The 26251-nt window shown below is 68.6% G+C and carries 30 protein-coding genes and 1 other RNA gene; 12 read left to right on the plus strand and 19 right to left on the minus strand.

Annotated features, from left to right (window positions below; all coding sequences use genetic code 11):
- Positions 1 to 52 precede the first annotated feature (52 nt).
- From EDF69_RS14240 to EDF69_RS14260, 5 genes are all read right to left on the minus strand, one after another.
- The gene (locus EDF69_RS14240; protein ID WP_125959933.1) at positions 53 to 418 is read right to left on the minus strand and encodes a response regulator; all 366 of its coding nucleotides are present in this window, start codon (positions 416 to 418) and stop codon (positions 53 to 55) included.
- Positions 419 to 468: 50 nt separating this feature from the next.
- Entirely contained in the window at positions 469 to 897 is a 429-nt protein-coding gene (locus EDF69_RS14245) for a chemotaxis protein CheW (protein ID WP_132882099.1), read from the minus strand.
- Positions 894 to 3239 carry a chemotaxis protein CheA gene (locus EDF69_RS14250; RefSeq protein ID WP_132882098.1) on the minus strand — a complete coding sequence of 782 codons (2346 nt, stop codon included), beginning with the start codon at positions 3237 to 3239 and terminating at the stop codon, positions 894 to 896. The genes EDF69_RS14245 and EDF69_RS14250 overlap by 4 nt, the downstream gene beginning before the upstream one ends.
- Before the next feature lie 51 nt (positions 3240 to 3290).
- Positions 3291 to 3929, minus strand: a complete 639-nt coding sequence (locus EDF69_RS14255; RefSeq protein WP_132882097.1) for a histidine phosphotransferase family protein — start codon at positions 3927 to 3929, stop codon at positions 3291 to 3293.
- 66 nt (positions 3930 to 3995) lie between these two features.
- On the minus strand, positions 3996 to 4403 hold the full coding sequence (locus EDF69_RS14260) for a Mov34/MPN/PAD-1 family protein (protein ID WP_132882096.1): 408 nt from the start codon (positions 4401 to 4403) through the stop codon (positions 3996 to 3998).
- Between the two features lie 17 nt (positions 4404 to 4420).
- Between EDF69_RS14260 and EDF69_RS14265 the strand changes: the two genes are divergently transcribed.
- The 3 genes from EDF69_RS14265 (at position 4421) to mtgA (ending at position 7125) form a co-directional block, all read left to right on the plus strand.
- Positions 4421 to 5371 (plus strand): RluA family pseudouridine synthase, encoded by a 951-nt coding sequence (locus EDF69_RS14265; protein ID WP_125959791.1) that lies wholly within the window; start codon positions 4421 to 4423, stop codon positions 5369 to 5371.
- A 51-nt stretch (positions 5372 to 5422) separates the two neighbouring features.
- The gene (gene rpoH / locus EDF69_RS14270) at positions 5423 to 6328 is read left to right on the plus strand and encodes an RNA polymerase sigma factor RpoH (protein WP_125959792.1); all 906 of its coding nucleotides are present in this window, start codon (positions 5423 to 5425) and stop codon (positions 6326 to 6328) included.
- Between the two features lie 92 nt (positions 6329 to 6420).
- The gene (mtgA, locus tag EDF69_RS14275) at positions 6421 to 7125 is read left to right on the plus strand and encodes a monofunctional biosynthetic peptidoglycan transglycosylase (protein WP_132882095.1); all 705 of its coding nucleotides are present in this window, start codon (positions 6421 to 6423) and stop codon (positions 7123 to 7125) included.
- 20 nt (positions 7126 to 7145) lie between these two features.
- On the opposite strand, the gene EDF69_RS14280 is transcribed toward mtgA, so the two are convergent.
- The 5 genes from EDF69_RS14280 to EDF69_RS14300 form a co-directional block, all read right to left on the minus strand.
- Positions 7146 to 7418, minus strand: coding sequence for a hypothetical protein (locus tag EDF69_RS14280; protein WP_132882094.1), 273 nt, complete (start codon positions 7416 to 7418; stop codon positions 7146 to 7148).
- A gap of 85 nt (positions 7419 to 7503) precedes the next feature.
- The gene (locus EDF69_RS14285; RefSeq protein ID WP_125959795.1) at positions 7504 to 7827 is read right to left on the minus strand and encodes a YbaB/EbfC family nucleoid-associated protein; all 324 of its coding nucleotides are present in this window, start codon (positions 7825 to 7827) and stop codon (positions 7504 to 7506) included.
- Positions 7824 to 9506 carry a DNA polymerase III subunit gamma/tau gene (locus EDF69_RS14290; RefSeq protein ID WP_132882093.1) on the minus strand — a complete coding sequence of 561 codons (1683 nt, stop codon included), beginning with the start codon at positions 9504 to 9506 and terminating at the stop codon, positions 7824 to 7826. Before EDF69_RS14290 ends, EDF69_RS14285 begins: the two co-directional genes overlap by 4 nt.
- A gap of 97 nt (positions 9507 to 9603) precedes the next feature.
- Positions 9604 to 9701: signal recognition particle sRNA small type (gene ffs, locus EDF69_RS14295), an RNA gene on the minus strand.
- Positions 9702 to 9763: 62 nt separating this feature from the next.
- Complete coding sequence (locus EDF69_RS14300; protein ID WP_132882092.1) at positions 9764 to 10213, minus strand: hypothetical protein; 450 nt, start codon at positions 10211 to 10213, stop codon at positions 9764 to 9766.
- 197 nt (positions 10214 to 10410) lie between these two features.
- Between EDF69_RS14300 and dcd the strand changes: the two genes are divergently transcribed.
- On the plus strand, positions 10411 to 10965 hold the full coding sequence (gene dcd, locus EDF69_RS14305) for a dCTP deaminase (protein WP_129340325.1): 555 nt from the start codon (positions 10411 to 10413) through the stop codon (positions 10963 to 10965).
- A gap of 600 nt (positions 10966 to 11565) precedes the next feature.
- Here the strand turns inward: dcd and EDF69_RS14310 are convergent.
- The 4 genes from EDF69_RS14310 to EDF69_RS14325 form a co-directional block, all read right to left on the minus strand.
- A complete protein-coding gene (locus tag EDF69_RS14310; RefSeq protein ID WP_132882091.1) occupies positions 11566 to 11991 on the minus strand; it encodes an ExbD/TolR family protein in 426 nt (141 codons plus the stop codon).
- Between the two features lie 28 nt (positions 11992 to 12019).
- Entirely contained in the window at positions 12020 to 12499 is a 480-nt protein-coding gene (locus EDF69_RS14315) for an ExbD/TolR family protein (protein WP_125959800.1), read from the minus strand.
- Positions 12500 to 12572: 73 nt separating this feature from the next.
- Positions 12573 to 13379, minus strand: a complete 807-nt coding sequence (locus tag EDF69_RS14320; protein WP_125959801.1) for a MotA/TolQ/ExbB proton channel family protein — start codon at positions 13377 to 13379, stop codon at positions 12573 to 12575.
- A gap of 77 nt (positions 13380 to 13456) precedes the next feature.
- Complete coding sequence (locus EDF69_RS14325; protein WP_125959802.1) at positions 13457 to 14140, minus strand: energy transducer TonB; 684 nt, start codon at positions 14138 to 14140, stop codon at positions 13457 to 13459.
- Positions 14141 to 14366: 226 nt separating this feature from the next.
- Here EDF69_RS14325 and EDF69_RS14330 point away from each other — a divergent pair, with 226 nt between their 5' ends.
- Complete coding sequence (locus EDF69_RS14330; protein ID WP_239555507.1) at positions 14367 to 15233, plus strand: hypothetical protein; 867 nt, start codon at positions 14367 to 14369, stop codon at positions 15231 to 15233.
- A 21-nt stretch (positions 15234 to 15254) separates the two neighbouring features.
- Here the strand turns inward: EDF69_RS14330 and EDF69_RS14335 are convergent, their stop codons facing one another.
- Together EDF69_RS14335 and EDF69_RS14340 are read right to left on the minus strand one after the other, a co-directional pair.
- Positions 15255 to 16043, minus strand: coding sequence for an SDR family oxidoreductase (locus EDF69_RS14335; protein ID WP_132882090.1), 789 nt, complete (start codon positions 16041 to 16043; stop codon positions 15255 to 15257).
- Positions 16040 to 16411, minus strand: coding sequence for a dihydroneopterin aldolase (locus EDF69_RS14340; protein WP_132882089.1), 372 nt, complete (start codon positions 16409 to 16411; stop codon positions 16040 to 16042). Before EDF69_RS14340 ends, EDF69_RS14335 begins: the two co-directional genes overlap by 4 nt.
- Positions 16412 to 16582: 171 nt before the next feature.
- Between EDF69_RS14340 and EDF69_RS14345 the strand changes: the two genes are divergently transcribed.
- Genes EDF69_RS14345 through EDF69_RS14360 form a run of 4 tightly spaced genes read left to right on the plus strand, consistent with a single transcriptional unit; the run spans position 16583 to position 19506 of the window.
- A complete protein-coding gene (locus EDF69_RS14345; RefSeq protein WP_132882088.1) occupies positions 16583 to 17098 on the plus strand; it encodes a GNAT family N-acetyltransferase in 516 nt (171 codons plus the stop codon).
- 52 nt (positions 17099 to 17150) lie between these two features.
- Complete coding sequence (locus EDF69_RS14350) at positions 17151 to 17720, plus strand: DUF1285 domain-containing protein (protein ID WP_132882087.1); 570 nt, start codon at positions 17151 to 17153, stop codon at positions 17718 to 17720.
- The gene (locus EDF69_RS14355) at positions 17717 to 18310 is read left to right on the plus strand and encodes a CoA pyrophosphatase (protein WP_132882086.1); all 594 of its coding nucleotides are present in this window, start codon (positions 17717 to 17719) and stop codon (positions 18308 to 18310) included. The genes EDF69_RS14350 and EDF69_RS14355 overlap by 4 nt, the downstream gene beginning before the upstream one ends.
- A complete protein-coding gene (locus tag EDF69_RS14360) occupies positions 18298 to 19506 on the plus strand; it encodes a CCA tRNA nucleotidyltransferase (protein ID WP_204991390.1) in 1209 nt (402 codons plus the stop codon). Before EDF69_RS14355 ends, EDF69_RS14360 begins: the two co-directional genes overlap by 13 nt.
- On the opposite strand, the gene EDF69_RS14365 is transcribed toward EDF69_RS14360, so the two are convergent.
- Positions 19479 to 21119, minus strand: a complete 1641-nt coding sequence (locus EDF69_RS14365) for a putative bifunctional diguanylate cyclase/phosphodiesterase (RefSeq protein ID WP_239555509.1) — start codon at positions 21117 to 21119, stop codon at positions 19479 to 19481. The two genes, EDF69_RS14360 and EDF69_RS14365, sit on opposite strands and share 28 nt — an antisense overlap.
- Before the next feature lie 122 nt (positions 21120 to 21241).
- A complete protein-coding gene (gene parC / locus EDF69_RS14370; protein ID WP_132882084.1) occupies positions 21242 to 23491 on the minus strand; it encodes a DNA topoisomerase IV subunit A in 2250 nt (749 codons plus the stop codon).
- 205 nt (positions 23492 to 23696) lie between these two features.
- Here parC and purC point away from each other — a divergent pair, with 205 nt between their 5' ends.
- From purC to purQ, 3 genes are all read left to right on the plus strand, one after another.
- Positions 23697 to 24476 carry a phosphoribosylaminoimidazolesuccinocarboxamide synthase gene (gene purC / locus EDF69_RS14375; RefSeq protein WP_132882083.1) on the plus strand — a complete coding sequence of 260 codons (780 nt, stop codon included), beginning with the start codon at positions 23697 to 23699 and terminating at the stop codon, positions 24474 to 24476.
- 87 nt (positions 24477 to 24563) lie between these two features.
- Positions 24564 to 24806, plus strand: coding sequence for a phosphoribosylformylglycinamidine synthase subunit PurS (purS, locus tag EDF69_RS14380; RefSeq protein ID WP_132882082.1), 243 nt, complete (start codon positions 24564 to 24566; stop codon positions 24804 to 24806).
- Complete coding sequence (purQ, locus tag EDF69_RS14385) at positions 24803 to 25468, plus strand: phosphoribosylformylglycinamidine synthase subunit PurQ (RefSeq protein ID WP_132882081.1); 666 nt, start codon at positions 24803 to 24805, stop codon at positions 25466 to 25468. Before purS ends, purQ begins: the two co-directional genes overlap by 4 nt.
- 16 nt (positions 25469 to 25484) lie before the next feature.
- On the opposite strand, the gene EDF69_RS14390 is transcribed toward purQ, so the two are convergent.
- A complete protein-coding gene (locus tag EDF69_RS14390; protein ID WP_132882080.1) occupies positions 25485 to 26207 on the minus strand; it encodes a queuosine precursor transporter in 723 nt (240 codons plus the stop codon).
- Positions 26208 to 26251 lie beyond the last annotated feature (44 nt).

A 26251-nucleotide genomic window follows, 5' to 3' on the forward strand; every position in this document is an offset into this window, starting at 1 on the left:
CCGGGGGCCTGGCGGCGCTACGCGCGGCCGCCGGAGCGTGGCGACCGGGCGATCAGGCGAGCCCGATGATCTGGAACTTGCTCTCCAGCGTCTCGCGGTCGAACGGCTTCATCACATATTCGTCGGCGCCCGCCTCGATCGCGGCGCGGATATGCGCCATGTCGCCCTCGGTGGTGCAGAACACCACCTTGGGCCGCTGCGGCAGCCCGGCGTCCTTCAACGCGCGCAGGAAATCCATGCCGCTCATCACCGGCATGTTCCAATCGAGCAGGATGGCATCCGGAGGCGTTGCGATGCAGCTGGCGAGTGCCTCACGCCCATCGCCCGCTTCGCGAACCTCGAACCGGAGCGCTTCCAGAATGTGGCGTGCGACCTTGCGGATGACCTTCGAATCGTCAACGACCAGACAGCTTTTCATCATTTCCCCCTGAAACCCTGATCGCACGCCCGGCCCGATCTTGCGAGGGCTCACGCAGGCTGAACAATCGAGTCCAGGAGCGTGGCGGGATCGAGCACCAGGATGCGTTCCCCGGCGCGCACGGCGGCTGCCCGCACCACCCGGCGCCAGGCCACCGGCAGGTCTCCGCCCCCGTCGAGCGGTTCGGGCCGGAGCGCGACCGCATCGTGCAGAGCATCGACCAGCAAGGCATAATCATGCCCCTCGACCGTCGCCATCACCGCCTGGTTCGAGGCCATGCTGCTGCGGGCGAGGCCGATCGCACGCGGCGTGTCGATCACCGTCACCACCCAGCTGCGCAGCGCCGCCAGGCCCAGCACCGCGCGGGGAGCCCGTGGGACGGGAGTAATCTCCTTGAGTTCGACGGCGTTGCCGGGCCGGTCGGAGGCGATGGCGACCACCTGGTCGGCGATCCGCGCAACCAGGTAGAGCCCCTTCATTGCAGCGCGCCCGCAGTTCGGGTGCAGCTTGCGACCGCGGCGAGCAGCGCGTCCGAATCATAGCGGTAGATGCTGGTGTCGCCGGGTCCTGCCGGATCGGGCAGGTTGCGCAGGCGGATGACCGGGGGACTGCCCGGGCGCTCGGAAACCAGGGTCGCGCGCGCAGCCGCTTCGGTCATCAGGACGACGGCGGGCGGCTCCCACGATGCGCGACCGAGCGCGACGCGATAGCCGTGCTGTTCCAGCAGCGGCCCGATAAACGCCGCCAGGGGCCCATAGGCCGGTGCGGCGAGCAGGCAGAGCGGCCCGCCGGCCAGCCCGGATGGCGTGGCGGGTTCCAGCTGCGCAAGCAGCCAGTCTACGTCGATCAGCTCGATGCGCTGCTTGTCGAGCACCACCGTGCCCGCAATCCGCCCTGCCGTGCCTGCGGCCTCCACCACCTCGGGCAGGTACACGAGATCCGTGGCGTGCCGCGCGGCATAGGCGAGCTCCTGTCGGCCGTTGCTGAGGCGCAGCACGGTCATCTCTGCACCATCGTCGACCGGGGCCACTGCCTCGGCCGCCAGCCACTTTCCGTCCAGCAAGAGCCGCAGGCGCCCGTCCGCGACGTGGACGGCTTCGGATCGGGCCAGCTGGATCCGGTCCACCGCCGCGAGCGGCACCACCCGGCGAGCGCCGTCGAGATCGACGAACACCAGCCCTGGCGGACCGTCCCCGTTCGCTGCCGCTTCCTCGGGAGGCTTGTCTTCCAGGCTTTCGCTCGGCGGCGGGGGAAATCGGACGCCGGCTGCGCTGGCGATCCCGGCGCAATCGAGCAACAGCATCGGCTTGCCGCTGTCCGGCAACGTCGTTCCGGCGTAGATGCCCGTGGCCATCACCGGCGGGGACGCGGGCTTCACGACCAGTTCCTGGTGGTCGAGCACCGCGTCGACGGCAAGGGCAAAGCAGCCATTCGGCGCGTTGACCACGATCAGCGTCTGCGGCTCTGTACGCGGGGCGGCCAGCTCCAGCAGCGTGGCCAGGTCCACCACCGGTATCCGGCGTGTTCGCACCTCCACAAGCTCGGTCCCGTCCTCCTCCCGGATACGCGCGCGCGGACCGGCAACGATCTCCTCCACGACTTGGCGCGGAAGGGCGAAGCGCTGCTCGCCGACTGCCACCAGGACCGCGGGGATGATCGACAGCATCAACGGCGCCTGGATCTGGATCCGCAGGCCTTCGCCTGGCCGGTTCTCGAGTTCGATCCGGCCGCCGATCTGCTCGACTGCCGACCGTACCACGTCCATGCCGACGCCCCGCCCGGAGATCGGCGTCGCCGCGTCCCGCACGGACAGACCGGGTTCGAAGATCAATTCGGCACCTGCGGCCGGATCGAGCGCGCGGAGCTCCGCTTCGCGGCGGCTGCCGGAGGCGGCAAGCTTTTCGATCAGGCGGTCGACGTCGATCCCGCGTCCGTCGTCGATGACCTCCAGCACGATCTGGTTGCCGGCCTGGCGAGCGGCGATCGTCAACTGCCCCGCCTCGGGCTTGCCGGCGCCATGCCGCTCGGCTGCGCTCTCGATGCCGTGGTCGATCGCGTTGCGGACCATGTGCACCAGCGGATCGCGCATGACCTCGACCATGTCGCGATCGATCTCGATGTCGCTTCCCTCCAGCTTCAGCGACACCGTCTTGCCGAGCTCTGCCGCGGTATCGCGGACCAGGCGGGGAACCGCTGCGAACAGCGTCTCGATCTTCTGCATGCGGGTGCGCGTCACCGCATCGCGCATCTCGGCGATGGAAAGCGACAGCCGCGCCAGCGCCGCCTCGACGCCAGGATCGACGCTTCCCCGCCGCAGCAGACGTGCCAGTTCGTTGCGGGCGAGCACCATGTCGGACATGCCGGCCATCATCCGGTCGAGCAGGCCCACCCCCAGCCGCACGCTGCGGGCGCCGGTGCGCGGCACGGCCGCAGGAAGCGGCGCGACGTCGGGGCCGCCCGGCCCCAGCGCGGCGATCAGCGCCGCCTCATCGTCTTCCGGCACGGCAGCGCCCCCATCGAGCGCTTCGACGAGCGCCCCGATGCGATCGACCACCGCCAGCACGGCGTTGACCAGTGCACGATCCGGCGCGCGCGTACCCGCCCGCACGTCCGCCAGCACGTCCTCGGCAGCGTGGCTCAGCCGCAGAAGCCGCGGCAGCCCCAGGAAGCCGCAGCTCCCCTTTACGGTGTGGACGAAGCGGAAAATGGCATCGAGCCGTGCGCGGTCGCCCGGCGATGCCTCCCAAGCCACGATTTCGCCGGACAACGCCTCCAGCGTCTCGCGCGTCTCTGCGATGAACTCCCGGAGAAGATCGTCCATAAAGTCCCTGTTTCCCCGGATAGACATGCCTGCCCCCGGGTTAAGAGGGGGTTAGCTCCGCGGGAAGGAGGCGCCGAACAGCAGCACGTCCGCCTCCGGAGGCGAGACCTGGAGCGTGCCGCCGCTCTGCTTCACCAGCGCGTGGGCCAGGAAGGCCGCCGCCGCGCGCGGCGCCAACAGGTCCCCCTCCCCCGACAGCGCGTCGCGCAGTTCGGGGTCCAGCACGATCCGCGGCCCATCCGCACGCACGACGATCTCGACGCCACTCGCGTTCGTCTCGGCGCCGATGTCGAGCTGGCCGCCGCGGACCAGTGCGTCGCCGCCGATCAGCGCCAGGTTCAGCAGCGCCTTGATCGCGGGCTTGGGGAGCGTCGGCTCGGCGACCATCCACCCGAGCTTCACCCGGTGGTTCTCCGAGAAAAGCCCCTCGATCGCCGCGCGTGCCTCACGCGTGTCGACCACGTCGCCGAAGCCGCCGGCGGCGCCAAAGGCCAGGCGGAAGAACTTCAGCTTGTTGGCGGAAGCGCGCGCGCTCTCTGCCAGCAGTTCCAGGCAGCGCGCCCGCATCGCCGGGTCCTGCTCGTCGGCCAGCAACTCAAGCCCGTTGTTGAGCGCGCCGACCGGGCTGAGAAGATCGTGGCACAGCCGGGAGCACAAGAGGCTCGCGAAGTCGGTGGCGCTGATCTGCATGGCGGAAATCCGATCGAAATGGGTGTTCGGCGCACCTTCTGACGCTGCCGGACGGTCTCCGCAACCTCAGCCGACAAAGCGTAGCGGGACCGGGACGAACCGCCCGGCGACGGGTCCTTCCGCCACCGCGCGCCAGCAGCCGAGCGTCTCGGCATTGGCGATGATCCACAAGGCGCCGTCGGCGTACGACGCGGCCGCATCGGCGCTGGAAGGACGCACCGGCCCCCTGGGATGCGAGTGATAGTGGCCCAGCACCGCAGGCCCGCCTCCGCGCGCGGCGCGGTGGGCCGTGAGCAGCGCGGACGGATCGATCTCGAAGGTGGTCGTCGGGTCCGCGGCGACATTGGCGGCCGGCATCAGCGCCGTGACCCGGCCGGGCTCGCCCAGAAGCAGCCCGCACACCTCCCGGTCGGGCGAAGCCGCCGCGGCATCGCGGATCGCCTGCGCGATCCCGGTTGCAATCTCCAGCGTCATTCCCATCTAGCTAGAACATGATCCGGGGGGATTCCATCATTGCGGCGCAGGTCGCCGAGGCAGCCGACGGGTGGCGTCTGGACCGTGCACTCGCGCACGCGCTGCCGGACCTGTCGCGTGAGCGGCTGAAGGCGCTGATGACGTCCGGCAAGGTGCTGGCGAGCGACGGCACCGCTGCCTCCGATCCCTCGCGCAAGGCGCGCGCCGGCGACCGGTTCGATATCCACGTCCCCGCGCCCGAGCCGGCGGACAATGTGGCGCAGGACATCGCGCTCACCGTCGTGTTCGAGGACGAGCATCTGATCGTCGTCGACAAGCCCGCCGGGCTGGTCGTCCATCCGGCCGCGGGCAATCCGGACGGAACCCTGGTCAATGCGCTGCTCCACCATTGCGCCGGGCAGCTGTCCGGCATCGGCGGCGTCGCGCGGCCCGGCATCGTCCACCGTATCGACAAGGACACCTCGGGGCTCCTGGTCGCGGCCAAGCACGACCAAGCGCACGAGGGACTGGCACGCCAGTTCAAGGCGCACTCGATCGATCGTCGCTACCAGGCGATCGTGTCCGGGCGCCCGAAGACCGGCAGCGGCACCATCGACGCGCCGCTCGCGCGCTCGTCCACCAATCGCAAGAAGATCGCCATTGTCCAGGGCGGCAAGCGCGCGGTGACCCATTGGTCGCTGGTGCGTCCCCTGCGCGAGGCGGCGCTGGTGGAGTGCCGGCTGGAGACGGGACGCACCCATCAGGTGCGCGTCCACATGGCCTCGATCGGCCACCCCCTGGTAGGCGATCCGGTGTACGGCCGGGCGCGTCCGCAGCACCGCGAAGCCCTGGAAACCCTGGGTTTCCGGCGTCAGGCACTGCACGCGGCACATCTAGGGTTCATCCACCCTGTACTAAGGCACGCTTTAGCGTTCCATAGCGAAGTTCCGGCAGACATGCAGGAACTGTTGCACCATCTTCACGTATAAGCTGGCGCGCGCTTTTCGAGGAAAGCCTGCGCAAATAAGGGAGAAGCGATCATGGCTAGCGGCAGCAACGTCCCCGCGACGATTCCCGCATTGGGCGGCGAAGCGAGCCTCAACCGCTACCTGTCGGAGATCCGGAAGTTTCCGATCTTGGCGCCCGAGCAGGAATATATGCTTGCCAAGCGGTTCCAGGAGCATGGCGACACCGAGGCTGCGGCGCAGCTGGTGACCAGCCACCTGCGGCTCGTGGCCAAGATCGCGATGGGCTATCGCGGCTACGGCCTGCCCGTGTCCGAGCTCATCTCGGAGGGCAACATCGGCCTGATGCAGGGCGTGAAGAAGTTCGAGCCGGACCGGGGCTTCCGCCTCGCGACTTATGCGATGTGGTGGATTCGCGCCTCGATCCAGGAGTTCATCCTGCGCTCGTGGAGCCTCGTGAAGATGGGCACCACCGCGGCGCAGAAGAAGCTGTTCTTCAACCTGCGGCGCATGAAGTCCAAGCTCGATGCGTTCGAGGACGGCGACCTCAGCCCCGAGCATCTCGCCAAGATCGCGACCGATCTGGGCGTGACGGAGGAAGAGGTCACCTCCATGAACCGCCGCATGGCGATGGGCGGCGACACGTCGCTCAACGTCCCCATGCGCGAGGATGGCGAGAGCCAGTGGCAGGATTGGCTGGCCGATGAGGGCCCGCTGCAGGACGAGCGCGTTGCCGATGCGCAGGAAGCCGATGTCCGCCACGGCATGCTGGTCGAGGCGATGGACGACCTCAACGACCGCGAGAAGCACATCCTGACCGAGCGGCGCCTGACGGACGACCCCAAGACGCTGGAGGAACTCTCCCAGGTCTATGGCGTCAGCCGCGAGCGTGTCCGCCAGATCGAGGTGCGCGCGTTCGAGAAACTGCAAAAGGCGATGATGCGCCTGGCCGGCGACAAGCGCCTGCTCGCCACCGCCTGATCTTCCGGGGCGCGCCATCGGGTGCGTCCCGGCCCGCACCTAGGGGCGTACGGGCGGTTCCAATCCGTCACGCTTCGCTATAGCGGTCGGCCATGGTCGCCGCAGTCCGAACCCGATCGCCCGTCCGCCGCCTGCTCGGGTGGCTCGTCAAGCTCGCGCTGGGCTTCGTGGCTCTCTCCGTGGCCATGACAGTGGTCTACCGCTTCGTGCCCGTTCCCATCACCTGGACGATGCTGGGCGACGTCTTCACGGGGCATGGGGTCACCAAGTCCTGGCGCTCGCTTTCCCGCATCGATCCGGACATGGCGCGCGCGGTCATCGCGGGCGAAGATTCCGGCTTCTGCTCGCACAGCGGCTTCGACTTCGACGCCATTGCCGACGCCGCCAAGCGCAACGCGCGCGGCGGGCGCATCCGCGGCGGCTCCACGATCAGCCAGCAGACGGCGAAGAACGTGTTCCTGTGGCAGGGCGGAGGTTATGTCCGCAAGGCTCTGGAAGCGTGGTTCACGCTGCTGATCGAGAACATCTGGGGCAAGCGGCGGATCATGGAGGTGTACCTCAACGTCGCCGAAACCGGCATCGGCACCTATGGTGTCGAGGCGGGCGCGCGCCGCTACTTCAAGCATGGCGCCGATACGCTTTCACCGTCGGAGGCGGCACGGATCGCCGCGGTGCTGCCATTGCCCAAGAAGCGGGCTGCGATCGCGCCGCACGGCTTCACGCGCCGGCACGGCAACACCATCGCCGCTCGGGTGGGCGTAGTGCGCCGGCAGGAACTGGACGCCTGCCTCCGCTGAGATCAGGCGCCCGTCCGAACTTACTTGGTCTCGCCGTCCGCGGCGTCGCTCACCGCGCTGCCGGCCTTGTCGGCGGCATCGCCGACGCTCTTGGCCGCGCCCGCGATCGCCTCGGTCTGGATCGTGTCGTTGTTGCTGGCGCGCAGCAGGAAATAGCCGCCGATCAGCACTGCGATCAGCAGCACGATGGCGAGAAGCGCAGTGCCGCCGCCGCCGCTGCGGCGTTCCACGACCGTGGTGTGCGGTGCAGCGCCCGTGGTGGTGGTAGTCGTATCCACGCGATCGTCGGACATGGCATTCACTCCCTTCCGTTTCGAATGCGGATCAACTCCGCCTTCGAAACGAAAGTTCCCGATCGGCCGACGATGACCCGCCCCATCAGAACGGCAGCTTGAAGCCCGGCGGGAGCGGCAGGCCGCTGGTGAGCTTGGACATTTCGCCCTGGCTGGCGGCGTCCGCCTTGGCGCGCGCATCGTTGAGCGCCGCTGCGATCAGGTCTTCCAGCATCTGCTTTTCGCTAGGCTGAAGCAGCGAGTCATCGATGTCGACGCCGAGGATCCGGCCCTTTGCCGACGCGCGGATCTTCACCAGCCCGCCGCCGGACTGGCCCTCGACCTCGATCGTGTCGAGGCTGGCCTGCGCCTTTTCGAGTTCGGCCTGCACGTTCTGCGCCATGGCCATGATGTCGTTGAGGTCCTTCATCGAGCGATGCTCCCGTCCTTGCGTTTCCAGTGATCGAGTTCGGCGCCCGGAAAGGCCGCCATGGCCGCCACTACCAGCGGCGACGCCAGTATCTCCGCGCGCTCCGCCTCGGCCTGTGCCGCCAGCGTTTCGCGCAGCGTCGGGTTCCCCGCCCCCTCGCCGATCAGGATGCTCCACGTCTGGCCGGTGATCTCCCGAAGCGCCAGGCCCAGGTCACGGGTGAAGTCGGTCGGCAGCGGCCGCGCGCCCGACATTTCGAGCTCCGGCGGCTCCAGGCGGATCGGGCGGACATGGTTGCGGACCTGCACCTGCAGGGTGTGGCGGCCGTGCTTTTCCAGCAGGTCGGCGATCGCCTCGACGCTGTCGGGCAGCGCCGGCGTTGTCGGCTCCGGCTCGGCGACGGCGACCGGCGCCGGGGCAGGCGCGGGTGCGCTGCTGCCTTGGAGCGGAACCCCGCCGGGGAGCACCGGTCCGCGCCCTTCCGCCAGCGCACGGGCAAGCTCGCCCGGGTCGGGTAGGCTCGACGCGTGGATCACACGCAGCAGCGCCATCTCGCAGGCTTCGATCGGCAGCGCCGCGCGCGCGACCTCGTCATGCCCCTTCAGCAGCAGCTGCCACAGCCGGTGGACCATGGGGAAGGACAGCGACTCCGCCCAGTGGGCGAGCGCCTCGCGCTCCTCGGCCGACTGCCCGGCCGGCGCCGTCGCCCCCACCTTGGCCAGCGTCACGCCGTGCACCGTCTCCAGCAGCGTGCGAAGCACCGCCTGCGGATCGACGCCCAGGTCGTACTGGCCGCGCAGCGCCGCGAGCGCGGGCGCCGCCTCCCCCGCGAGCAACAGCCGGAAGAGTTCGCGAATCGCCCCCCGATCGGACAGGCCCAGCATCGCCCGGACGGCATCGGCGCGCACGCCCTCGCCTTCCATGCCGGCATGGGCGATCGCCTGGTCGAGGATCGATAGGCCGTCGCGTGCCGAACCTTCCGCCGCCCGCGCGATCAGCGCCAGCGCCTCGGGCTCTGCCTCGAAGCCCTCGGCCGCCACCACATGCGCGAAATGCTCGGCGAGCAGCTCGGCCGGAATCCGGCGCAGGTCGAACCGCTGACAGCGCGACAGCACCGTCACCGGCACCTTGTTCACCTCGGTCGTGGCGAACAGGAACTTCACATGGCCCGGCGGCTCCTCCAGCGTCTTGAGCAGCCCGTTGAAGGCCGCCTTCGACAGCATGTGAACTTCGTCGATGATGTAGATCTTGTAGCGCGCCGACACCGCGGCGTAGCGCGACGCCTCGATGATCTCGCGGATGTCGTCGATGCCGGTGTGGCTGGCGGCGTCCATCTCGATCACGTCGATGTGGCGCCCCTCGGCAATCGCGCGGCATGGCTCGCACACCCCGCACGGGTCGATCGTCGGGCCACCCTGCCCGTCCGGGCCGATGCAGTTGAGCGCCTTGGCGATCAGGCGCGCGGTGGAGGTCTTGCCGACCCCGCGCACCCCGGTGAGCAGGAAGGCATGCGCCAGCCGGTCGCGCTTGATCGCGTTCCCCAGCGTGGTGACCATCGCATCCTGGCCGATCAGCTGGGAAAAGGTCTGGGGCCGGTATTTGCGTGCCAGCACGCGATAGGCGTCCGCCTTGGCGGCGGGCTGCGGCGTCTCGCCCAGGTCTAGGAAGGAATCGGACATGTCGGCCGATCCTTAGCGGCTCGCGCAGCGGCTGTCGAAGCCGCCGGCTGCAAAGAGGCGGCTCGCAACGCCTGCGAACGACGAACCAGCGATGGGTTGAGGTGGGAGCCGGAACGACCCGGTACGGAATCGTTGCGGCTGCTTCCTTCCGGACCTGACCGGGTTGGCGACGGCACCGTCCGCCCGACTCCCGCGCGCCATATGGACAAGGGGCGACCGCATGGCAAGCCCGGCGTCACTCCTGCGGGTGGCGGTGCTCAGACGCCCCGCGGCGGGTCCGTTCCGGCCACCGGCGCGGGAGGCGGCGGAAGCGACACCTCCTGCGCCATCGCAGCGACATCGGCGATGTGGCGCTGCAGCCGCTCCACCATCCGGACGGCCGCGGGGTGGTATTCCTCCCAGCGTTCCACGGCATCTTCCGCAATCCAATGCCGCTGGAATGCGCGGAAGCTCTCGGTCAGCTCGATGCAATCGATCTTCATCGCCCGGGCGAGCGCCGCGTTCCGGGCATTGCCGCACGCGATGACCGGATCGAAGATCTCGCGGTGGACGAACTGATGATAGGAGGTCAACAGCCGCCCCATCGCGTTCCGGCGCGTCGCCAGAAAGGCCGCGGATGGGCGCAGCTGCGGATCGTGGAGAGGCGGCTCGCCCTCTTTGAGCAGCGCCAGCATCCAGCCGTGATGATCCTGCAACCGCTGCAGCATGCTCGCTCCCCTCGTGCACAATGGCGACGAAGCCCCGCGGAACCTGTACTTTTTCTCTCACTTCCCGCTCATCGGCGCAACCAGTCTGGCGGAGGACAGCGCGTTGCGTCAGGCGTGCCCGCTGGCTTGGCCGGCAATGTGGGGTTGCCGACGAAGCCAAAGCGGGCAAAGGCTCCCCGCCAAAGCAGGGGGACACCATGGCGATTCTTTCCGACCGCTGGATCCGGGAACAGGCGGTCGAGCACCGCATGATCGAGCCCTTCGTCGAGGCCCAGCGCCGCGAGGGCTGCATCAGCTACGGCCTGTCCTCCTACGGCTATGACGCGCGGGTGGCGGACGAGTTCAAGATCTTCACCAACGTCGATTCGGCGACGGTGGACCCCAAGGATTTCGCGTCCAACAGCTTCGTCGACCGGCAGACCGACGTGTGCATCATCCCGCCCAACAGCTTCGCGCTGGCCCGCACGGTGGAATATTTCCGCGTGCCCCGCGACGTGCTGGTGATCTGCCTGGGCAAATCGACCTATGCGCGCTGCGGCATCATCGTGAACGTGACCCCGCTCGAGCCCGAGTGGGAGGGCCATGTCACGCTGGAATTTTCCAACACGACCCCCCTCCCGGCCAAGATCTACGCCAACGAGGGTGCCTGCCAGTTCCTGTTCCTGAAGGGCAACGAGCCCTGCGAGACCAGCTACGCCGACCGCGCTGGCAAATATATGGGCCAGCGTGGGGTCACGCTGCCCCGGCTGTAGGGGCGCCTTCCCTCCCGCTTCCCGCTTAGGCCGGTTAGCCGGTCTTGCTCCGAGCACCGGACCGGCCTCGAGCGGAGTTCCCGCTCCATGGACGGCCGACCGGCAGTGAAGCGCAGGACGGCTGAGGCCAGCGAACCCCTGGGGCCCCGTTGGATGCCCATGCTGTGCCGGGCTGCGGCGTCATGAACGTCACCTCTCTGCCCGTCGCCACGGCCGTGTAGCCTGCGGACTGATGCTGGTCCCCTGGTGGCCAGCTCGGCGTGCATGGGCGACGAGTCGGAGCTTGGCCGGGTCAATTCCGGATCGTGAAAGAACGCTCGGTAGAGGGCCCCCCGTGGTGCCGGCGCCTCGCTGGCGGTCAGGCCACGCTCACGATCGGCTGGCGCAGCAGAGGGCCGTCGCCCGTCCCGAGGAAGACCCGAGTTTCCGTAGAGCGCCGCTGGGCCCTTCAGGCGCGGCTCCGCGCCCCGGCGATCAACGCCGCCTCCCTTCCCGATACGAAACCGGCCCCGCCTTTTCAGCGGCGCCCCAGACAGCAAAACGCCCGCGCGGAGATCCGCGCGGGCGCTTTTCGATCGCTTGCTGGTCCGGCGAACCGGATCAGAAGTCGTTGCGGTACTGCTCGTTGCCGACGAACCCAAGCTTGGTCACGTTGGACCGCTTGATGATCGACAAGATGCCGTCCACGACCTCGTAGCGGGCGTTCGCGTCGGGCTGGAAGTGGAGTTCCGGCTCCGGCGACATCGCCGCGGTCTGGTCGAGGTACTGACGCAGCGTCACTTCGTCGACCGTCGCACCGTTCCAGGTGACGACGCCGTCCGCCGTGATCGCAATCTTGTTCTTTTGCGGGTCCACCGTCACGACGTTCCGGTCGTCGGGCTGGGGCAGATCCACCTTCACCGCATGCGTCTGGATCGGGATAGTGATGATGAACATGATGAGGAGCACGAGCAGGACGTCGATCAACGGCGTCGTGTTCATTTCCATCATCGGCTCGCCGTCATCGCGGCCGCCACTCATTGCCATGTGAGACTACTCCTCGAAAACGCCGGCATCAGAGACGGGGCGTGCCGCCCGGCTCGGGCTCCGAGATGAAGCCGACCTTGGCGAAGCCGGCCGACTGCATCGTGTAGATGGTGCCGCCGATGCAGCGGTACGGGGTGTTCACGTCACCGCGGATGTGGACCTCGGGAAGCTCAACGCCCGGAGCGTTCGGGCCGCCCTGACGTGCGACCTCGTCCTCGAGCTTCTTGACCGCGCGCTCGCGAAGTTCGCCGCTGCTGACCGGCGTGAGGTTCCAATACACCTCACAGCTGTTGCCGGAGCCGCGTACGGAGAGCGACACGTTTTCAGGCTTGGTCGTCGTCGGCTCGAACTCCACCTTCGGAAGCTGCAGTTCCACCGACTGGACCACCACCGGCACTGCGATCAGGAAGATGATCAGAAGCACCAGCATCACGTCCACGAGCGGCGTGGTATTGATGTCCGAAAGCGGCTTTTCTTCGGAGCCGTCGCCGCCAACACTCATCGCCATAAGGCTATCCTATTCTCGTTTTCGTCACGTCGTCCGCCGGGCCGTGAAGCCCGGCGGCGAGGTAGGTATCCGCTTACGGACGGGTCGGCACGCCACCGGTCTGGCCGGCGGTCGTGGTGCCGGTCACCGGCTTCGCAGCGGTCGCGGCCGGCTTGGCAGCAACGGTCGACTTCGAAGCGAGCGTCGGGCGAACCGCACCGTTCGAGGCCAGGAAGCCCAGCACGTCGTTCGAGAAGGCCGACAGGTCTTCCGCGATCGACTTGTTGCGGCGCTGCAGCCAGTTGTAGGCGAGCACGGCGGGAACCGCGACGACCAGACCGATGGCGGTCATGATCAGCGCTTCACCGACCGGGCCGGCGACGTCGCCGATGGCGGCCTGGCCAGCGGCACCGATCTTCACCAGCGCGCGGTAGATGCCGACCACGGTACCGAACAGACCGACGAACGGCGAGGTCGCGCCGACGGTCGCGAGGAACGCGAGGCCCGCACCGAGCTTCGAGTTGATCGCGGCTTCCGAACGCGCCAGCGAGCCGTGCAGCCAGTCATGCGCCTCGACCGGGTCGGTCAGCTTAGCGTGCTGCTCCTGAGCGGCGAGGCCGTCGTCGACGATCTGGCGATAGGCCGAGTTCTTGTCGAGCTTGGCAGCGCCTTCGCGCAACGAGTTCGACTGCCAGAAGGTCGCGCGGACGCGCTTCGCCTGGTTGATGATCTTCTGCTGCTCGAACAGCTTGGTGAACAGGATGTAGAACGAGCCGACCGACATGATCACCAGGATGGCGAGCACGGTCCAGGCGATCGCACCGCCCTGCTGCAGAGCTTCCCAGAAGCCGAAGTTCGGAGCGCCGGCGGGAGCCCCGGCAGCAAAGATGTTGGTGAGCATTGTGAGATGTATCCCTTACAGAAGCATGCGCGAATGGTTCTAAGGTGCCCGGCGCCGCGGCGCCGGGCCTTGTACGATTATTGGTCTTCGAGCTTCCAGGTCACGCTGAGCGGATAGGTCGAGGCGACCGGATTGCCCGCTGCGTCCTGTGCCGGCGTGAACCGCACGCGGCTCTTGGAGATCCGGCACGTCGTCTGGTCCAGCGCGGAGTTGCCGCTCGAGGAAGTGACGACGCAATCGGTCACCCGACCATCGGTGCCCACGGTCAGCTTTGCGCTGACGCGACCTTCGGCGCCCTCGCGAACCGCCGACGGCGGATACGCATCACGGCCGAAGAACTGGCCCGGATTACCCTTCAGACCCGCCTTCTTGCTGATCGCAGGCGGGGCCGGCGGAGCGGGCGGCGCAGGAGGTGCCGGCGGCGCGGCGACCGGAACCGGATTGTACGTCGGCGGCGGCGTCGTCACCGACTGGATGACCACCGGCGGCGGCGTCTGCACGCGCACGATCGGCGGCGGCGTCACCACCGGCGGCGGCGACTGCGGCGGCTGATCCGGCGGCGGCGGCGGCGGCGGCGGAACTTCCTCAGGCGGGGGCGGCGGCTCGACGATGTCGAACGTGTCCAGGTCCTCCACCTGCTTCTTCACGTACTTGTACGCGAGACCAGATATAAATGCGTACCCAATGAGCACGTGCAGCAACGCCACGACGGCGATTGCGACGATGCGCCCAGGACCCGCTTTTTGATCAGCATAGGCCATTCAGCAACAAAACTCCTTAAGCCTCACACCGAGTGGTACGGAGCGCGTTCGCAGCCCGCGACCTTGCATCCGCACCATCGCCGTAGCGCTGCTGGGAACACCGCCGATTCTCTATCGTGGCACTTTCCGCGACGCAAACGCTTTGTCAGACGCAACAAAAGTGCAATCGTCGGTACGAACGCCCGCATCTTGAATCGGCCTAGGTCGATGCTGCAAGATCGCGTAGATGCTGGCAACCATGTTTCGACTTTATCCTGCATCCGCATCGGCGGCACTGCTGCTTTTCGCCCCCCTTTCGCCCGCGGCAGCGGCACAGCAAAGCGCGCCCGTCGAGCAGCCCGCCGTCGGCTATGCGGAGATCGCAGACCTAGTACTCGCGGCGCCGCTGGTGATCGACGCGACGATCACCAGCGCGACCCGCATCAAGGGTGCCGAGGCCGCGGGCGTCGCTGTCAATGCGGCCCGCTTCTACGTCGAGGCGCAGGTGGGAGCATTGATCCGCGGCTCGGGCGCGATGCCGGCGCGAATCGGCTATCTCGTTGACGTTCCGCTGGATTTCCGGGGACGCGCGCCCAACCTGAAGAAGACGCGGGTGCTGATCTTCGCCCGCCCGGTCGCCGGCCGGCCCGACCAGGTACAGCTCGTGCAACTCGATGCGCAGCGGAGTTGGAGCCCGGCGCTCGACGCGCGCGCACGCGGTGTCGTCCGGGAGATCCTGGATCGCAACGCGCCCCCGGCGATCACCGGCATCGGCAACGCCTTTCACGTCGTGGGCACGCTGCCGGGCGAGGGAGAGACGCAGATCTTCCTGAAGACGGAGACCGGCGACCCGGTGTCGCTGCTCGTGCTGCGCCGCCCGAATCAGCCGCCGCGCTGGGCCGTTTCGTTCGGGGACATCGTCAATGAGGGCGCCGGTCCGCCGCAGCGGGACACGCTGGGTTGGTACCGACTCGCCTGCGGGCTCCCCCGCAGCCTGCCCGCATCCGCCCTGGAGACGCAGGACGAACAGGGCGCGCGAATCGCCGCCGAGGACTATCAGTTCGTGCTGCGCTCGCTCGGCCCCTGCCACGCCGGGCCCGCCGCCGGCGCCTGATCTTGCACGAAAGCGAGGGCGTCAGTCGCCCTCGCCGTCGCGGGCGAGATGGACGAAGTCCCGTTCGAACCGGCGTAGATTGGCGCCTCCGTCCACGAACAGCACCTGCCCGGTCGTCGCCCGCGCACCGGCCAGGAACAGCACCGCATCGGCGATGTCGTCGGGTTCCGGCAAGCGCGCGAGCGGCATGAGGCCGGCGAGTCGCGCCACCTGTTCGGGCGTGTAATCCGCGGTCGGCATCGTCAGCCCTGGCGCCACACCGTTCACGCGGACGCCCGGCTTCAGCGCATAGGCAAGCGTGCGGGTGACCTCCGCCAGCGCCTGCTTAGAAATCGTGTAGGCGAGCTGGTCGGCAGGCGGCTGGACGATGCGCTCGTCCAGCATGTTGATGACACAGGTTCCTTCCGGCGGTGCCTGCGCCGCAACCGCGGCTGCGAGCGCGAACGGTGCCGCCGCGTTCACCGCGAAGTGCCGCACCAGCGCGTCCATGCCGGGCACCGCAGCGTCCTCGGCGCGGAAGCAGGAGGCGTTGTTGACCAGAAGCGTCACCGGCTGCCCGAAATGCGCCGCTACGCTCGGCACGAGTCCCGCCACCGCCTTCGCATCGGAAAGCTCCGCTGCGAAGCATCGGTGCGGCGCGCCCGCAGCCTCGAGGCGGGCGAGGAGATCCGCGTCCGGTTCACCTTCGCTACTTGCGTGCAACGCCAGCGCATAGCCCGCCTCCCCCAGCCGCGCCGCGATATGCGCGCCGAGCCGTCGGTAGCTTCCGGTGACCAGCGCCAGCGGGCGGGCAGCGGCAGGCGATGTCACGGGCGGTGACGCACCAGCCGGATTCCGATCGATTCGCTCGCTTCGGCGATCGCAAGCTTCACGATCGACACCTCCACCCGCTGCACGCGCGGATCGGAGATGAACAAGGTGCGTGCGATATGGTCCGCAACCCCTTCGATCAGCGTGAAATGTACGCCCTGCGGCAACGCCTCGCTCGCCGCGTGCTTCAGGTCGAGATAGCTCTTGGAGGCCGACAGCGGCGTGTCGGGCGCGAAATGTTCGGGGCAGTCGAGGTCCACCGTCATCGAAATGCGCAGCGGCTGCGGCAGGTGCGTCTCCTCGGAATAGACGCCGGTCAGAACCTGCACTTCGAAGTCGTGTACCTGGAGTTGGAGAAGATCGCGCACCGTTGGCTGTCCCTTATGGTTCGATTCGTCCCCTAGCAGATGGGAAGGCCTCGGGAAGCTGCCCTTCCGGAGAGCACGACGGCCGCCCGTGATTCAGCTTTGCGTCCGCCCGCACGGGGGCTAAACGCGCGCGCCCTCGGCAATCCCGCCGGGGAGGAGTCGTCTGCTTCCGTGATCCACCTCGTCCCGCTTGCCCAGATCGCCCCGCACCAGGTCGAAGCGTTGCTCGACCGCGCATTCGGGCCGGGTCGCCATGAGCGCACCGCCTATCGCGTGCGTGCCGGGACTCGCGCGATCCCGGAGCTCAGCTTTGCAGCGGTGGCGGAAGACGGCGCGCTGCTCGGCACCATTCAGTGCTGGCCGGTCGCCCTCGCCTGCGACGACGGCGAGCGCGTGGCGATGGTGATGGTGGGGCCGGTGGCGGTGGAGCCGGCCGCGCAGCAGGGTGGCATCGGGCGCATGCTGATGCGCCACATGCTCGACGCCGCGGACGCGATGCGCGATCCGCTGCCGCTGATGCTGATCGGCGATCCGGAATATTACGGCCGCTTCTTCGGCTTCGACGCAGCGCACACGAGCCGCTGGCGCCTTCCTGGGCTCTTCGAAGCGCGCCGCCTGCTGGCCCGCGGTACGGGAGTTCCGGAGTGCGCGGGCGAGCTTCAGCCACGCCGGGTCGTGCCGGACTGAGGGTTGTGCGGGGTTGCGCCCGCGCGCCCGGGTCGCCATCGAAGGTCGGGTCATGCCCATGCGCCCCCTCCCCGATCTCGCCTCGCTCTCCCTCGCAGAGATTGCCCAGCTGATGGAGGAAGACCGGCTGCCGCCGGTCGAGCGCTGGAATCCGACGCATTGCGGGGACAGCGGCATGACGATCCTGCGGGACGGCCGCTGGCTTCACGAGGGGGCGCCGATCACCCGCGAATCGATGGTGCGGCTTTTCTCCACCATCCTGCGCCGCGAGCCCGACGGCAGCTACGTGCTGGTAACCCCCGTGGAAAAGCTCTCCATCGCGGTGGAAGATGCGCCGTTCGTGGCAAGCGAGCTTCGCGCCGAGGGCGAGGGCACCGAAAGCCGGCTGATCTTTCGCCTGAACACGGGCGACCTGGTGCTGGCGGACGCGGGCCATCCCCTGCGCTTCGAACAGGGCGCGGGCGGCCCCCTGCCCTATCTGCAGGTTCGCGGCGGGATGGACGCGCGCATCGCGCGGCCGGTCTATTACGAGCTCGTCGAGCGCGCGCTGGCGCGTGAGGGACAGGATCCCGTCCCCGGCCTGTGGAGCGCGGGCAGCTTCTTCCCGCTCGACGCGGCATGACGCTTGCCGAACGGCTGCGTGCCGGCCTCGCGCAGCCGGCGCAGATGCCGCTGCTGACCGGGGATTTCGACGAGGATGAAGTGGCGGCCGTCCGCTGGCGCGAGGCGGCGGTACTGGTCGCGGTCACCGACCGGGAGGAGCCGGGCATCCTGCTGACCCAGCGGACCGCGACGCTGCGCAACCATGCCGGCCAGATCGCCTTTCCCGGCGGCCGCATCGATCCGGAAGACCCCGATCCCGTCGCCGCCGCACTGCGCGAGGCAGAGGAGGAAGTGGCGCTGCCGCGCGAGGCCGTCGACGTGGTGGCCAGCCTCGACCGCTATCGCACCGCCACCGGCTTCACCGTCACGCCCGTGGTGGGCGTGGTGGCGCCCGACCTGCCGCTCGCCCCCAACCCGCACGAGGTGGCCGCGGTGTTCGAGGTGCCGCTGGCTTTTCTCCTCGACACGGCCAACCACGCCAAGGGGCACGCAAGCTGGCGCGGCCGGGAACGGCATTATTACGAGATCTGGTTCGAAGGCTGGAGAATATGGGGTGCTACGGCAGCGATGCTGGTGAACTTGTCGCGGAGGCTCGCGTGGACGGCCTGACGCTGCCTGCCGCCGATTGGCAGGACCGGCCCGGGCTCGCCGCCCTTGCGGACGCGTTGGGCGGCGATCGCGGCGAAGCCCGCTTCGTGGGCGGCGTCGTCCGCGACACGCTGCTCGGCATCGCCGCCGCAGACCTGGACGTTGCCACCGCCCATGATCCGCAAACGGTTCTGGCGCGCCTGAAGGCCGCCGGCATTCGCGCCGTTCCCACCGGCCTTCAGCACGGCACCATCACCGCGGTGCTGGAAAGCGGCGCGGTGGAGGTCACCACCCTTCGCCGCGACGTGGCGACCGACGGACGACACGCCACCGTCGCCTTCACGGACGACTGGCGCGAGGACGCGGCGCGGCGGGATTTCACCATGAACGCGCTCTATGCGGACATGCTCACCGGCCGGATCACCGACTATTTCGACGGCGTTGCCGATCTGCGCGCCGGCCGTGTGCGCTTCATCGGCGATCCGCTCCGCCGCATCGCCGAGGATCACCTGCGGATCCTGCGCTTCTTCCGCTTTCTCGCGCGCTTCGGCGACACGCCCGACCCGGAGGGTCTCGCCGCCTGTGTCGCGCGCGCGAACGACTTGATGGCGCTGTCTCGCGAGCGGGTCGCCGACGAGCTGCTCAAGCTGCTGGTGGCGCGCTCGGCCGTGGAGGTCGTCGGATTGATGCAGGCACACGGCATCTTCGTGCCCGTCCTGCCGGAGATCGAATCGGCCAGCGTCGCCCGGCTCGCCCGCCTGGCGGCCCGGGAGCAGGCCTGTGGCGTCGCCCCAGACGCGATTCGCCGGCTGGTCGCGCTGATCCCTGCGGAGGCGCTCGAGTCCGTCGGCGCCCGGCTCAAGCTTTCCAACGCGCAGCGCAAGCGGCTGGCGCTGGCGGCAAGTGCCGAGGGGATGAGCTCCCCGCGCGCGCTCGCCTATCGCATCGGAACCGAAGGGGCGATCGACCGCCTGCTGCTGTCGGACGATCCGGAAGCGGCGGGCGCCGTCGCCGACCTCCTCGACTGGGTCCGCCCGCAGTTTCCGTTGACCGGCGGCGCGCTGGTCGCGCGCGGCATCGGCAAGGGCCCGGACGTCGCCCGCGCCCTGCGGCGCATCGAGGATCAATGGATTGCGGAAGGCTTCCCGGACGCGGCGCGCGTCGAGGCGCTAACCGTGGCGGAACTCGATCATCGGTTGCGCTCCAGCAGCAGTTGATAGGCACGCTCGGCATCGACCGGGCGGGCATAGAGATAGCCCTGCCCATAGTCGCAGCCGAGCGCGCCCAGCGTCTGCTCCAGCGCCTCGGTCTCGATCCCCTCGGCGGTGGTGCGCATGCCCAGCGTCTGCGCGAGGCTGAGCACCGCGCGTACGATCGCCACCTTGTCGCGGTTCGCGAGCATCCCCGACACGAAGCTGCGATCGATCTTGAGCAGGTCGATCGGCAGGCTCTGGAGATAGCCCAGGTTCGAATAGCCGGTGCCGAAATCGTCCATGGCGATCGTGGTGCCGAGCGCCTTGAGCGCCCGAAGCGTCTCGGCGGTGGGGTCCCGGTCGCTGACGATCGCACTTTCGGTCAGCTCGATCGTCAGCCGCCGCGGCGCCAAATTGTGCGCCGCAAGCGTGCGCTCCACCAGGGCGACCACATTGTCCCGCCGCAGCTGGACGGCGGAGAGGTTGACGGCGACCGTCAGTCCACAGCTCGCCCCGCTCACCCGGTCCCAGCCGGCGAGGGTGCGCATCGCCTCGTCCAGCGCCCACCGGCCCATGGGCACGATCAGTCCGGCTTCCTCGGCCACGGGAATGAACCGGGCGGGCGGGATCTCTTCCCCCGCCTCCGTCCGCCAGCGCGCCAGGGCTTCGAACGAGACGATCCTGCCCGTCGCAAGGTCGCAGATCGGCTGGTAGTGGAGGTGCAGATTGCCGGAGTCGATCGCCCGGCGCAGCTCGGTCTCGATCGAGAATTCGGCACGCATCACGTCCAGCGCCTCGGACCGGTACACCTCCGGAAGCCCCGTGCGCTTGGCACGCTTCGCTGCGAACTGCGCGTGGCGGACCATGTCCTCGTGATCCGCGGCCAGGCTCGCGCCCAGGGCGATCCCGATCGAGCAGCCGATGCGAACCTCGAAATCCGAAAGAGTGAACGGGATCGCCAGGGCGCCCCGAATCCGCTCCGCCACCTCGGTGGCGTCATCGCTGCGACTGACGCCCGACAGGAGGATCGCGAACTCGTCCCCGCCGGTCCGCGCCAGCACGTCCGGCTGGCGCAACGCCCCTTTCAGGCGGCGAGCGACCGAGATGAGCAGTTCGTCTCCGACGATGCCGCCCAGGCAGGCGTTGATGCGGCTGAACCGGTCGAGGTTGAGTGCGAGGACCGCGTATTGTTCGCGCCCGCCCTTCGCCAGCACCTCCTCCAGCCGATCCTCGAAGCCCGCGCGGTTGGGAAGTCCGGTGAGCGCGTCGATCGCCATCTCGCGCCGCAGGCTGTGCTCCGTCCGCTCCTCGGGCGTGCGGTCGATCAGCGACAGCAGGCAACGACGGGCACGCGCCCCGCTGCGCCGGGTGAGCACTACCCGATAGTAGCGCGCATCAACCGCTTGCCCGAGCGTCCATTCGAACACGTCCCGAAGCGCATCTCCCTCCAGGAACCGGTGGATGCGCGCCCGCATGTCGCTGCAGTCGAGCGCGCCCTTCGGCCCCGCCTCGGCATCGATCTGTCGGAAGCCGCTGTTGATCCGGGACAGGGTGACCTTGCCATCGCGAAGCGTCGCCACCGCCGCGGGCATCGGCAGAACGTCCAGGAACGGCTCGGTCGCCAGGGATCGGCTCATGTCCTCTCCGGAAGGACCCGGGTTTCCGGCATCCTCGTGTGCGCTAGATCGCCGTTGCGAAAGCAGTACCATCCACTTCGGATTAGGTCCGGTGCGTTAATGCTGCGTTTCGAACGATCGTCTCAGTCGAAGCGGTTGTCGCGCGGGAATCCGGTCGGCGGCATGCGCCCCGCAGCACCGCGCGCGGCGCGCCACGGGCTCAGGTCCGCCTCGGTGCGCACCCGGCCGGTCTCGCCACCCATCGTCCAGCTGAGCCCGTCCGCGAAGCGCAAGGTGCGCACGTCGGACAGGCCTCCGTCGCGGAAGCGCTGGAGTTGCACGCCCTGCCCGCGCGCGAGTTCGGCCACTTCCGCAAGCGGGAACACCACCAGCTTCCGATTGTCGCCGATCGCCGCGACATAATCGTCCTCGGGCGCAATCGGTCGGATGACGCGCAAGCGCGCACCCGGGCGGGGCGTCATCACCTGCTTCCCCTTGCGGGTTTCGGCGATCACGTCGGCGATCCGGACGATGAAACCGCGCCCGTCGCTCGCCGCCAGCAGCAACCGATCCGACTGCGCCGCCCGCAGGAAGCCCGCGATCTCGGCATCGCCGTCCATGTCCACCATCGCGCGCACCGGCTCGCCGAAACCGCGCCCGCCCGGCAGCTTGTCGGCGCCGAGCGTGTAGAAGCGGCCCGCATCGGTCGCGAGCAGCAGCTTGTCCGTGGTGTGCGCGTGGAACGCGAACAGAGGGCCGTCGCCTTCCTTGAACTTCAGCGTCTCGGCCGCCGCCAGGTCGTTGTGCCCCTTGAGCGCGCGGATCCAGCCGCGCCGCGACAGCACGACGGTGATCGGCTCGCGCTCGATCATCGCCTCTAGCGGGATTTCGCGCGCGGGCGCCGCCTCTTCCACGCTGGTGCGGCGCTTGCCGAGCGCGGTCTCCGGGCCATAGCGATCGCGCAGCTTCGCCATGTCGCGCTTCAGCCGCGTGCGCTGGCGCGCCTCGGAGCCGAGCAGCAGCGTCAGCTCCGCCTTTTCCTTCTCCAGCTCGCCGCGTTCGCGCCGAAGCTCCATCTCCTCGAGCCGGCGCAGCGAGCGCAGCCGCATGTTCAGGATCGCCTCGGCCTGGCGGTCGGTGAGCTGGAACTCGGCCATCATCACCGCCTTCGGCTCGTCCTCGGTGCGGATGATCTCGATCACCCGGTCAAGGTTGAGGAAGGCGATGATATATCCGTCGAGCAGTTCCAGCCGGTCGGCGATCTTGGCCAGGCGATGTTCGGAGCGGCGGCGCAGCACCACGAACTGGTGGTCGACCCACGCCCGGAGCACCTCGCGCAAGCTCATCACCCGCGGCGTGCGCGTCGCGTCGAGCACGTTGAGGTTCAGCGGCACGCGCGTTTCCAGGTCGGTGAGCCGGAACAGCCCGTCCATCAGCGTCGCGGGGTCCACCGTGCGGCTGCGCGGCTCCAGCACGATGCGGATCTCGGCGTCCGACTCGTCGCGGATGTCACTGAGGATCGGCAGCTTCTTGTCGTTGATGAGGGTCGCGACCTGCTCGATCAGCTTGCCTTTGGCGACGCCGTACGGGACCTCGGTCACGACGATGCGGAAGCCACCGCCCTTCTCGCGCTCCACGTCCCAGCGCGCGCGCACGCGAAAGCCGCCGCGGCCGGTCGCATAGGCCTCGGCAATGGCGGCAGGGGGATCGACGACGATGCCGCCGGTCGGGAAGTCCGGTCCCTTCACATGCGCCAGCACCGCCGCGTCGTCCGCCTCCGGCTGGTCGATCAGCATGGCGGCCGCGTCGAACAGCTCGGCGGCGTTGTGCGGCGGGATGGACGTCGCCATGCCGACCGCAATGCCGGCAGCGCCATTGGCGAGCAGGTTCGGGAACAGCCCGGGGAACAGCTCCGGCTCCTGCTCCTCGCCATTATAGGTGGGGCGGAAATCGACCGCGTCCTCGTCCAGGCCCGCCATGAGGTCGATCGCGACCTGGGTCAGCCGCGCCTCGGTATAGCGATAGGCAGCGGCATTATCGCCGTCGATGTTGCCGAAGTTGCCCTGCCCGTCGACCAGCGGATAGCGGAGCGCGAAGTCCTGCGCGAGGCGGACCATCGCGTCATAGACCGACTGGTCGCCGTGCGGGTGGTATTTGCCGATGACGTCGCCAACGACGCGCGCGCACTTCTTGTACCCCGCCGCCGGGTCCAGCCGCAGAAGCCGCATCGCCCACAGCAGCCGGCGGTGCACCGGCTTCAGCCCGTCGCGGAGATCGGGCAGCGAGCGCGCGGTGATGGTGGAGAGCGCATAGACGAGGTAGCGCTCGGACAGGGCACTGTCGAACGGTGCATCGACGATCGCGTCGAACGGGTCCTTGAAGTCGGTCGCCATCGCCACCGCGGATAGCAGGCGCGCCCCTTGTTCCACAACCGTTCCGTGTGCCCGCCCCCGCTTTCGGCAGACCGCGCTCGTCCGCGTCGAGACGCACGCCTGATTGCGACGCCCGGCCCTCTTCGCTATAGGCGCCGCCATCCCGCCCCGGCAGCACGCAAGCGCGCGCGCTTCCGGGGCCGATCGTTTTGGAAGGGTTCCGCACATGGCTCGCCGCCGCCAGATCTACGAGGGCAAGGCCAAGATCCTGTACGAGGGCCCCGAGCCCGGCACGTTGATCCAGTATTTCAAGGACGACGCGACCGCGTTCAACGCCCAGAAGAAGGGCACGATCAACGGCAAGGGCGTGCTCAACAACCGCATCTCCGAGCACATCTTCACGCTGCTCGGCCAGATCGGGGTGCCCACGCACTTCATCCGCCGCCTCAACATGCGCGAGCAGCTGATCCGCCAGGTCGAGATCGTTCCGATCGAGGTCGTGGTGCGCAATGTGGTCGCCGGCTCGCTGTCGAAGCGCCTGGGCATCGAGGAGGGGCAGCAGCTGCCCCGCACGATCGTCGAATATTACTACAAGGACGATGCGCTCGGCGACCCGATGGTCACCGACGAGCATATCCTGGCGTTCGGCTGGGCCGCGCAGGACGAGCTGCACGACATGGCCGACATGGCGATTCGCGTGAACGACTTCCTGGCTGGCCTGTTTGCGGGCATCGGCATCCGCCTGGTCGACTTCAAGCTCGAGTTCGGCCGGATCTGGGAAAACGACTTCAGCCGCATCATCCTGGCCGACGAGATCAGCCCCGATGGCTGCCGCCTCTGGGACATGGCCACCAACGAGAAGCTCGACAAGGATCGCTTCCGCCGCGACCTGGGCGGAGAGGTCGAGGCCTATCAGGAAGTGGCCCGCCGGCTGGGCCTGCTGCCCGAGGGCGGCGACACCGCCGTGCTCGACATGGAAACCCATCGCAAGAAGCGCGGCCGCTAAGCCGTTCCGGCTCCGGCAGCGCTTGCCTGGCAGGCGCACCGGGGCCATAGCCGCCGCCATTACCTTCCACGCACTGCCCGAGGTCCCATGAAACTCCGCATCGTCGTGACGCTCAAGAACGGGGTGCTCGACCCGCAGGGCAAGGCCATCCAGCACGCGCTGGGGTCGCTCGGCTTCCAAGGCGTCGCCGACGCCCGCGTCGGCAAGCTGATCGAGCTCGACGTCGCCGACGACACCAGCGACGAGGCGATCGACCAGATGTGCCGCAAGCTGCTCGCCAACACGGTGATCGAGAACTACCGCATCGAGCGCCAGGACAGCGTCGCGTGAAGACCGCAGTCGTCGTCTTCCCGGGCTCGAACTGCGATCGCGACATCGCGGTGGCGCTCGAACAGGTGACCGGCCAGGCGCCGGTGATGGTGTGGCACGGCGACACCGATCTGCCGGACGGCATCGGTCTGGTCGCGGTCCCCGGCGGCTTCTCCTACGGCGATTACCTGCGCTCGGGCGCGATCGCCGCGCGCTCGCCGGTGATGCGCGCGGTGGTTGCAGCCGCGGGCCGCGGCCTGCCGGTGCTGGGCATCTGCAACGGTTTCCAGATCCTCACCGAAACCGGCCTGCTGCCGGGCGCGCTGATGCGGAACGCGCGGCTGAACTTCGTCTGCCGCGATGCGCCGCTGACGGTGGCCAACGCCACCTCGCGCTTCACCCGCGGCTATAGCGAAGGCGAAACGGTGACGATCCCGGTCGCCCACCACGACGGCAACTATTTCGCCGACGACGAGACGCTCGATCGCCTGGAGGGCGAAGGCCAGGTCGCGTTCCGCTATGCGGGCGTCGTCAACGGCTCGGCCCGCGATATCGCCGGCGTGCTCAACGCGCAGGGCAACGTGCTCGGCATGATGCCGCACCCCGAGCGCCGCATCGAAGCCGCGCACGGCGGCACCGATGGCCGTCGCCTGTTCGAGGGACTGGTCGAAGCGCTCGCCTGAGCGGGCGCTTCTCCCCTCACGCCTTCAGCCGGAACGGCGAGAAGTCCGTGCCCCGGTCGAACACGTCCACGCCCTCTGCGCGCTTGAGCCGGTTCACCACCGCATAGGTGACCGGCGTCAGCACCACTTCCCAGCCGACCTTGAGCGCCCAGTTGGTCGCCATCACCGTCAGCACCTGCGACGTCGGCCACACGCCCAGGAACGCGGCCGGATAGAAGATCAGGCTATCCGCCCCTTCCCCCACGATCGTCGATCCGATGGTGCGCGCCCACAGCATCCGCCCCTCGGTCAGCAGCTTCATCTTCGCCATCACATAGGCGTTGACCAGTTCGCCGACCCAGAAGGCCGCGACCGAGGCGAAGACGATGCGCGGCACCTGGCCGAACACCGCCTCATAGGCGCGCTGCCCCTCCCAGCCGGGCGCCGGCGGCAGCGCCACCACCACCGCCGACATCAGCGCCATGAACAGCACCGCGGCAAAGCCCGCCCACACGCACCGGCGTGCCCGCGCAAAGCCATAGACCTCGGTCAGCACGTCGCCGAGCACGTAGGAAATCGGGAAGAACAGGATGCCCGCGCCGAACACGAAGCCGCCGAGCGGCCCTTCCCCGCCGATCGTCGCGACCTTGCCCGCCCCCAGCACGTTCGAGAGCAGCAGGATGGCGACAAAGGCGGCCATCGCGAAGTCGTAAAAGCGGAAACCGGACACGCTGCGCGCGTCCGCGGGTGCCGGCGTCATGCTCCCCCTCTCTCCAGAAACGGGATGGCGCGGTTATGAGGATG

Source organism: Sphingomonas sp. JUb134 (genome assembly GCF_004341505.2).
GTDB lineage: Bacteria > Pseudomonadota > Alphaproteobacteria > Sphingomonadales > Sphingomonadaceae > Sphingomonas.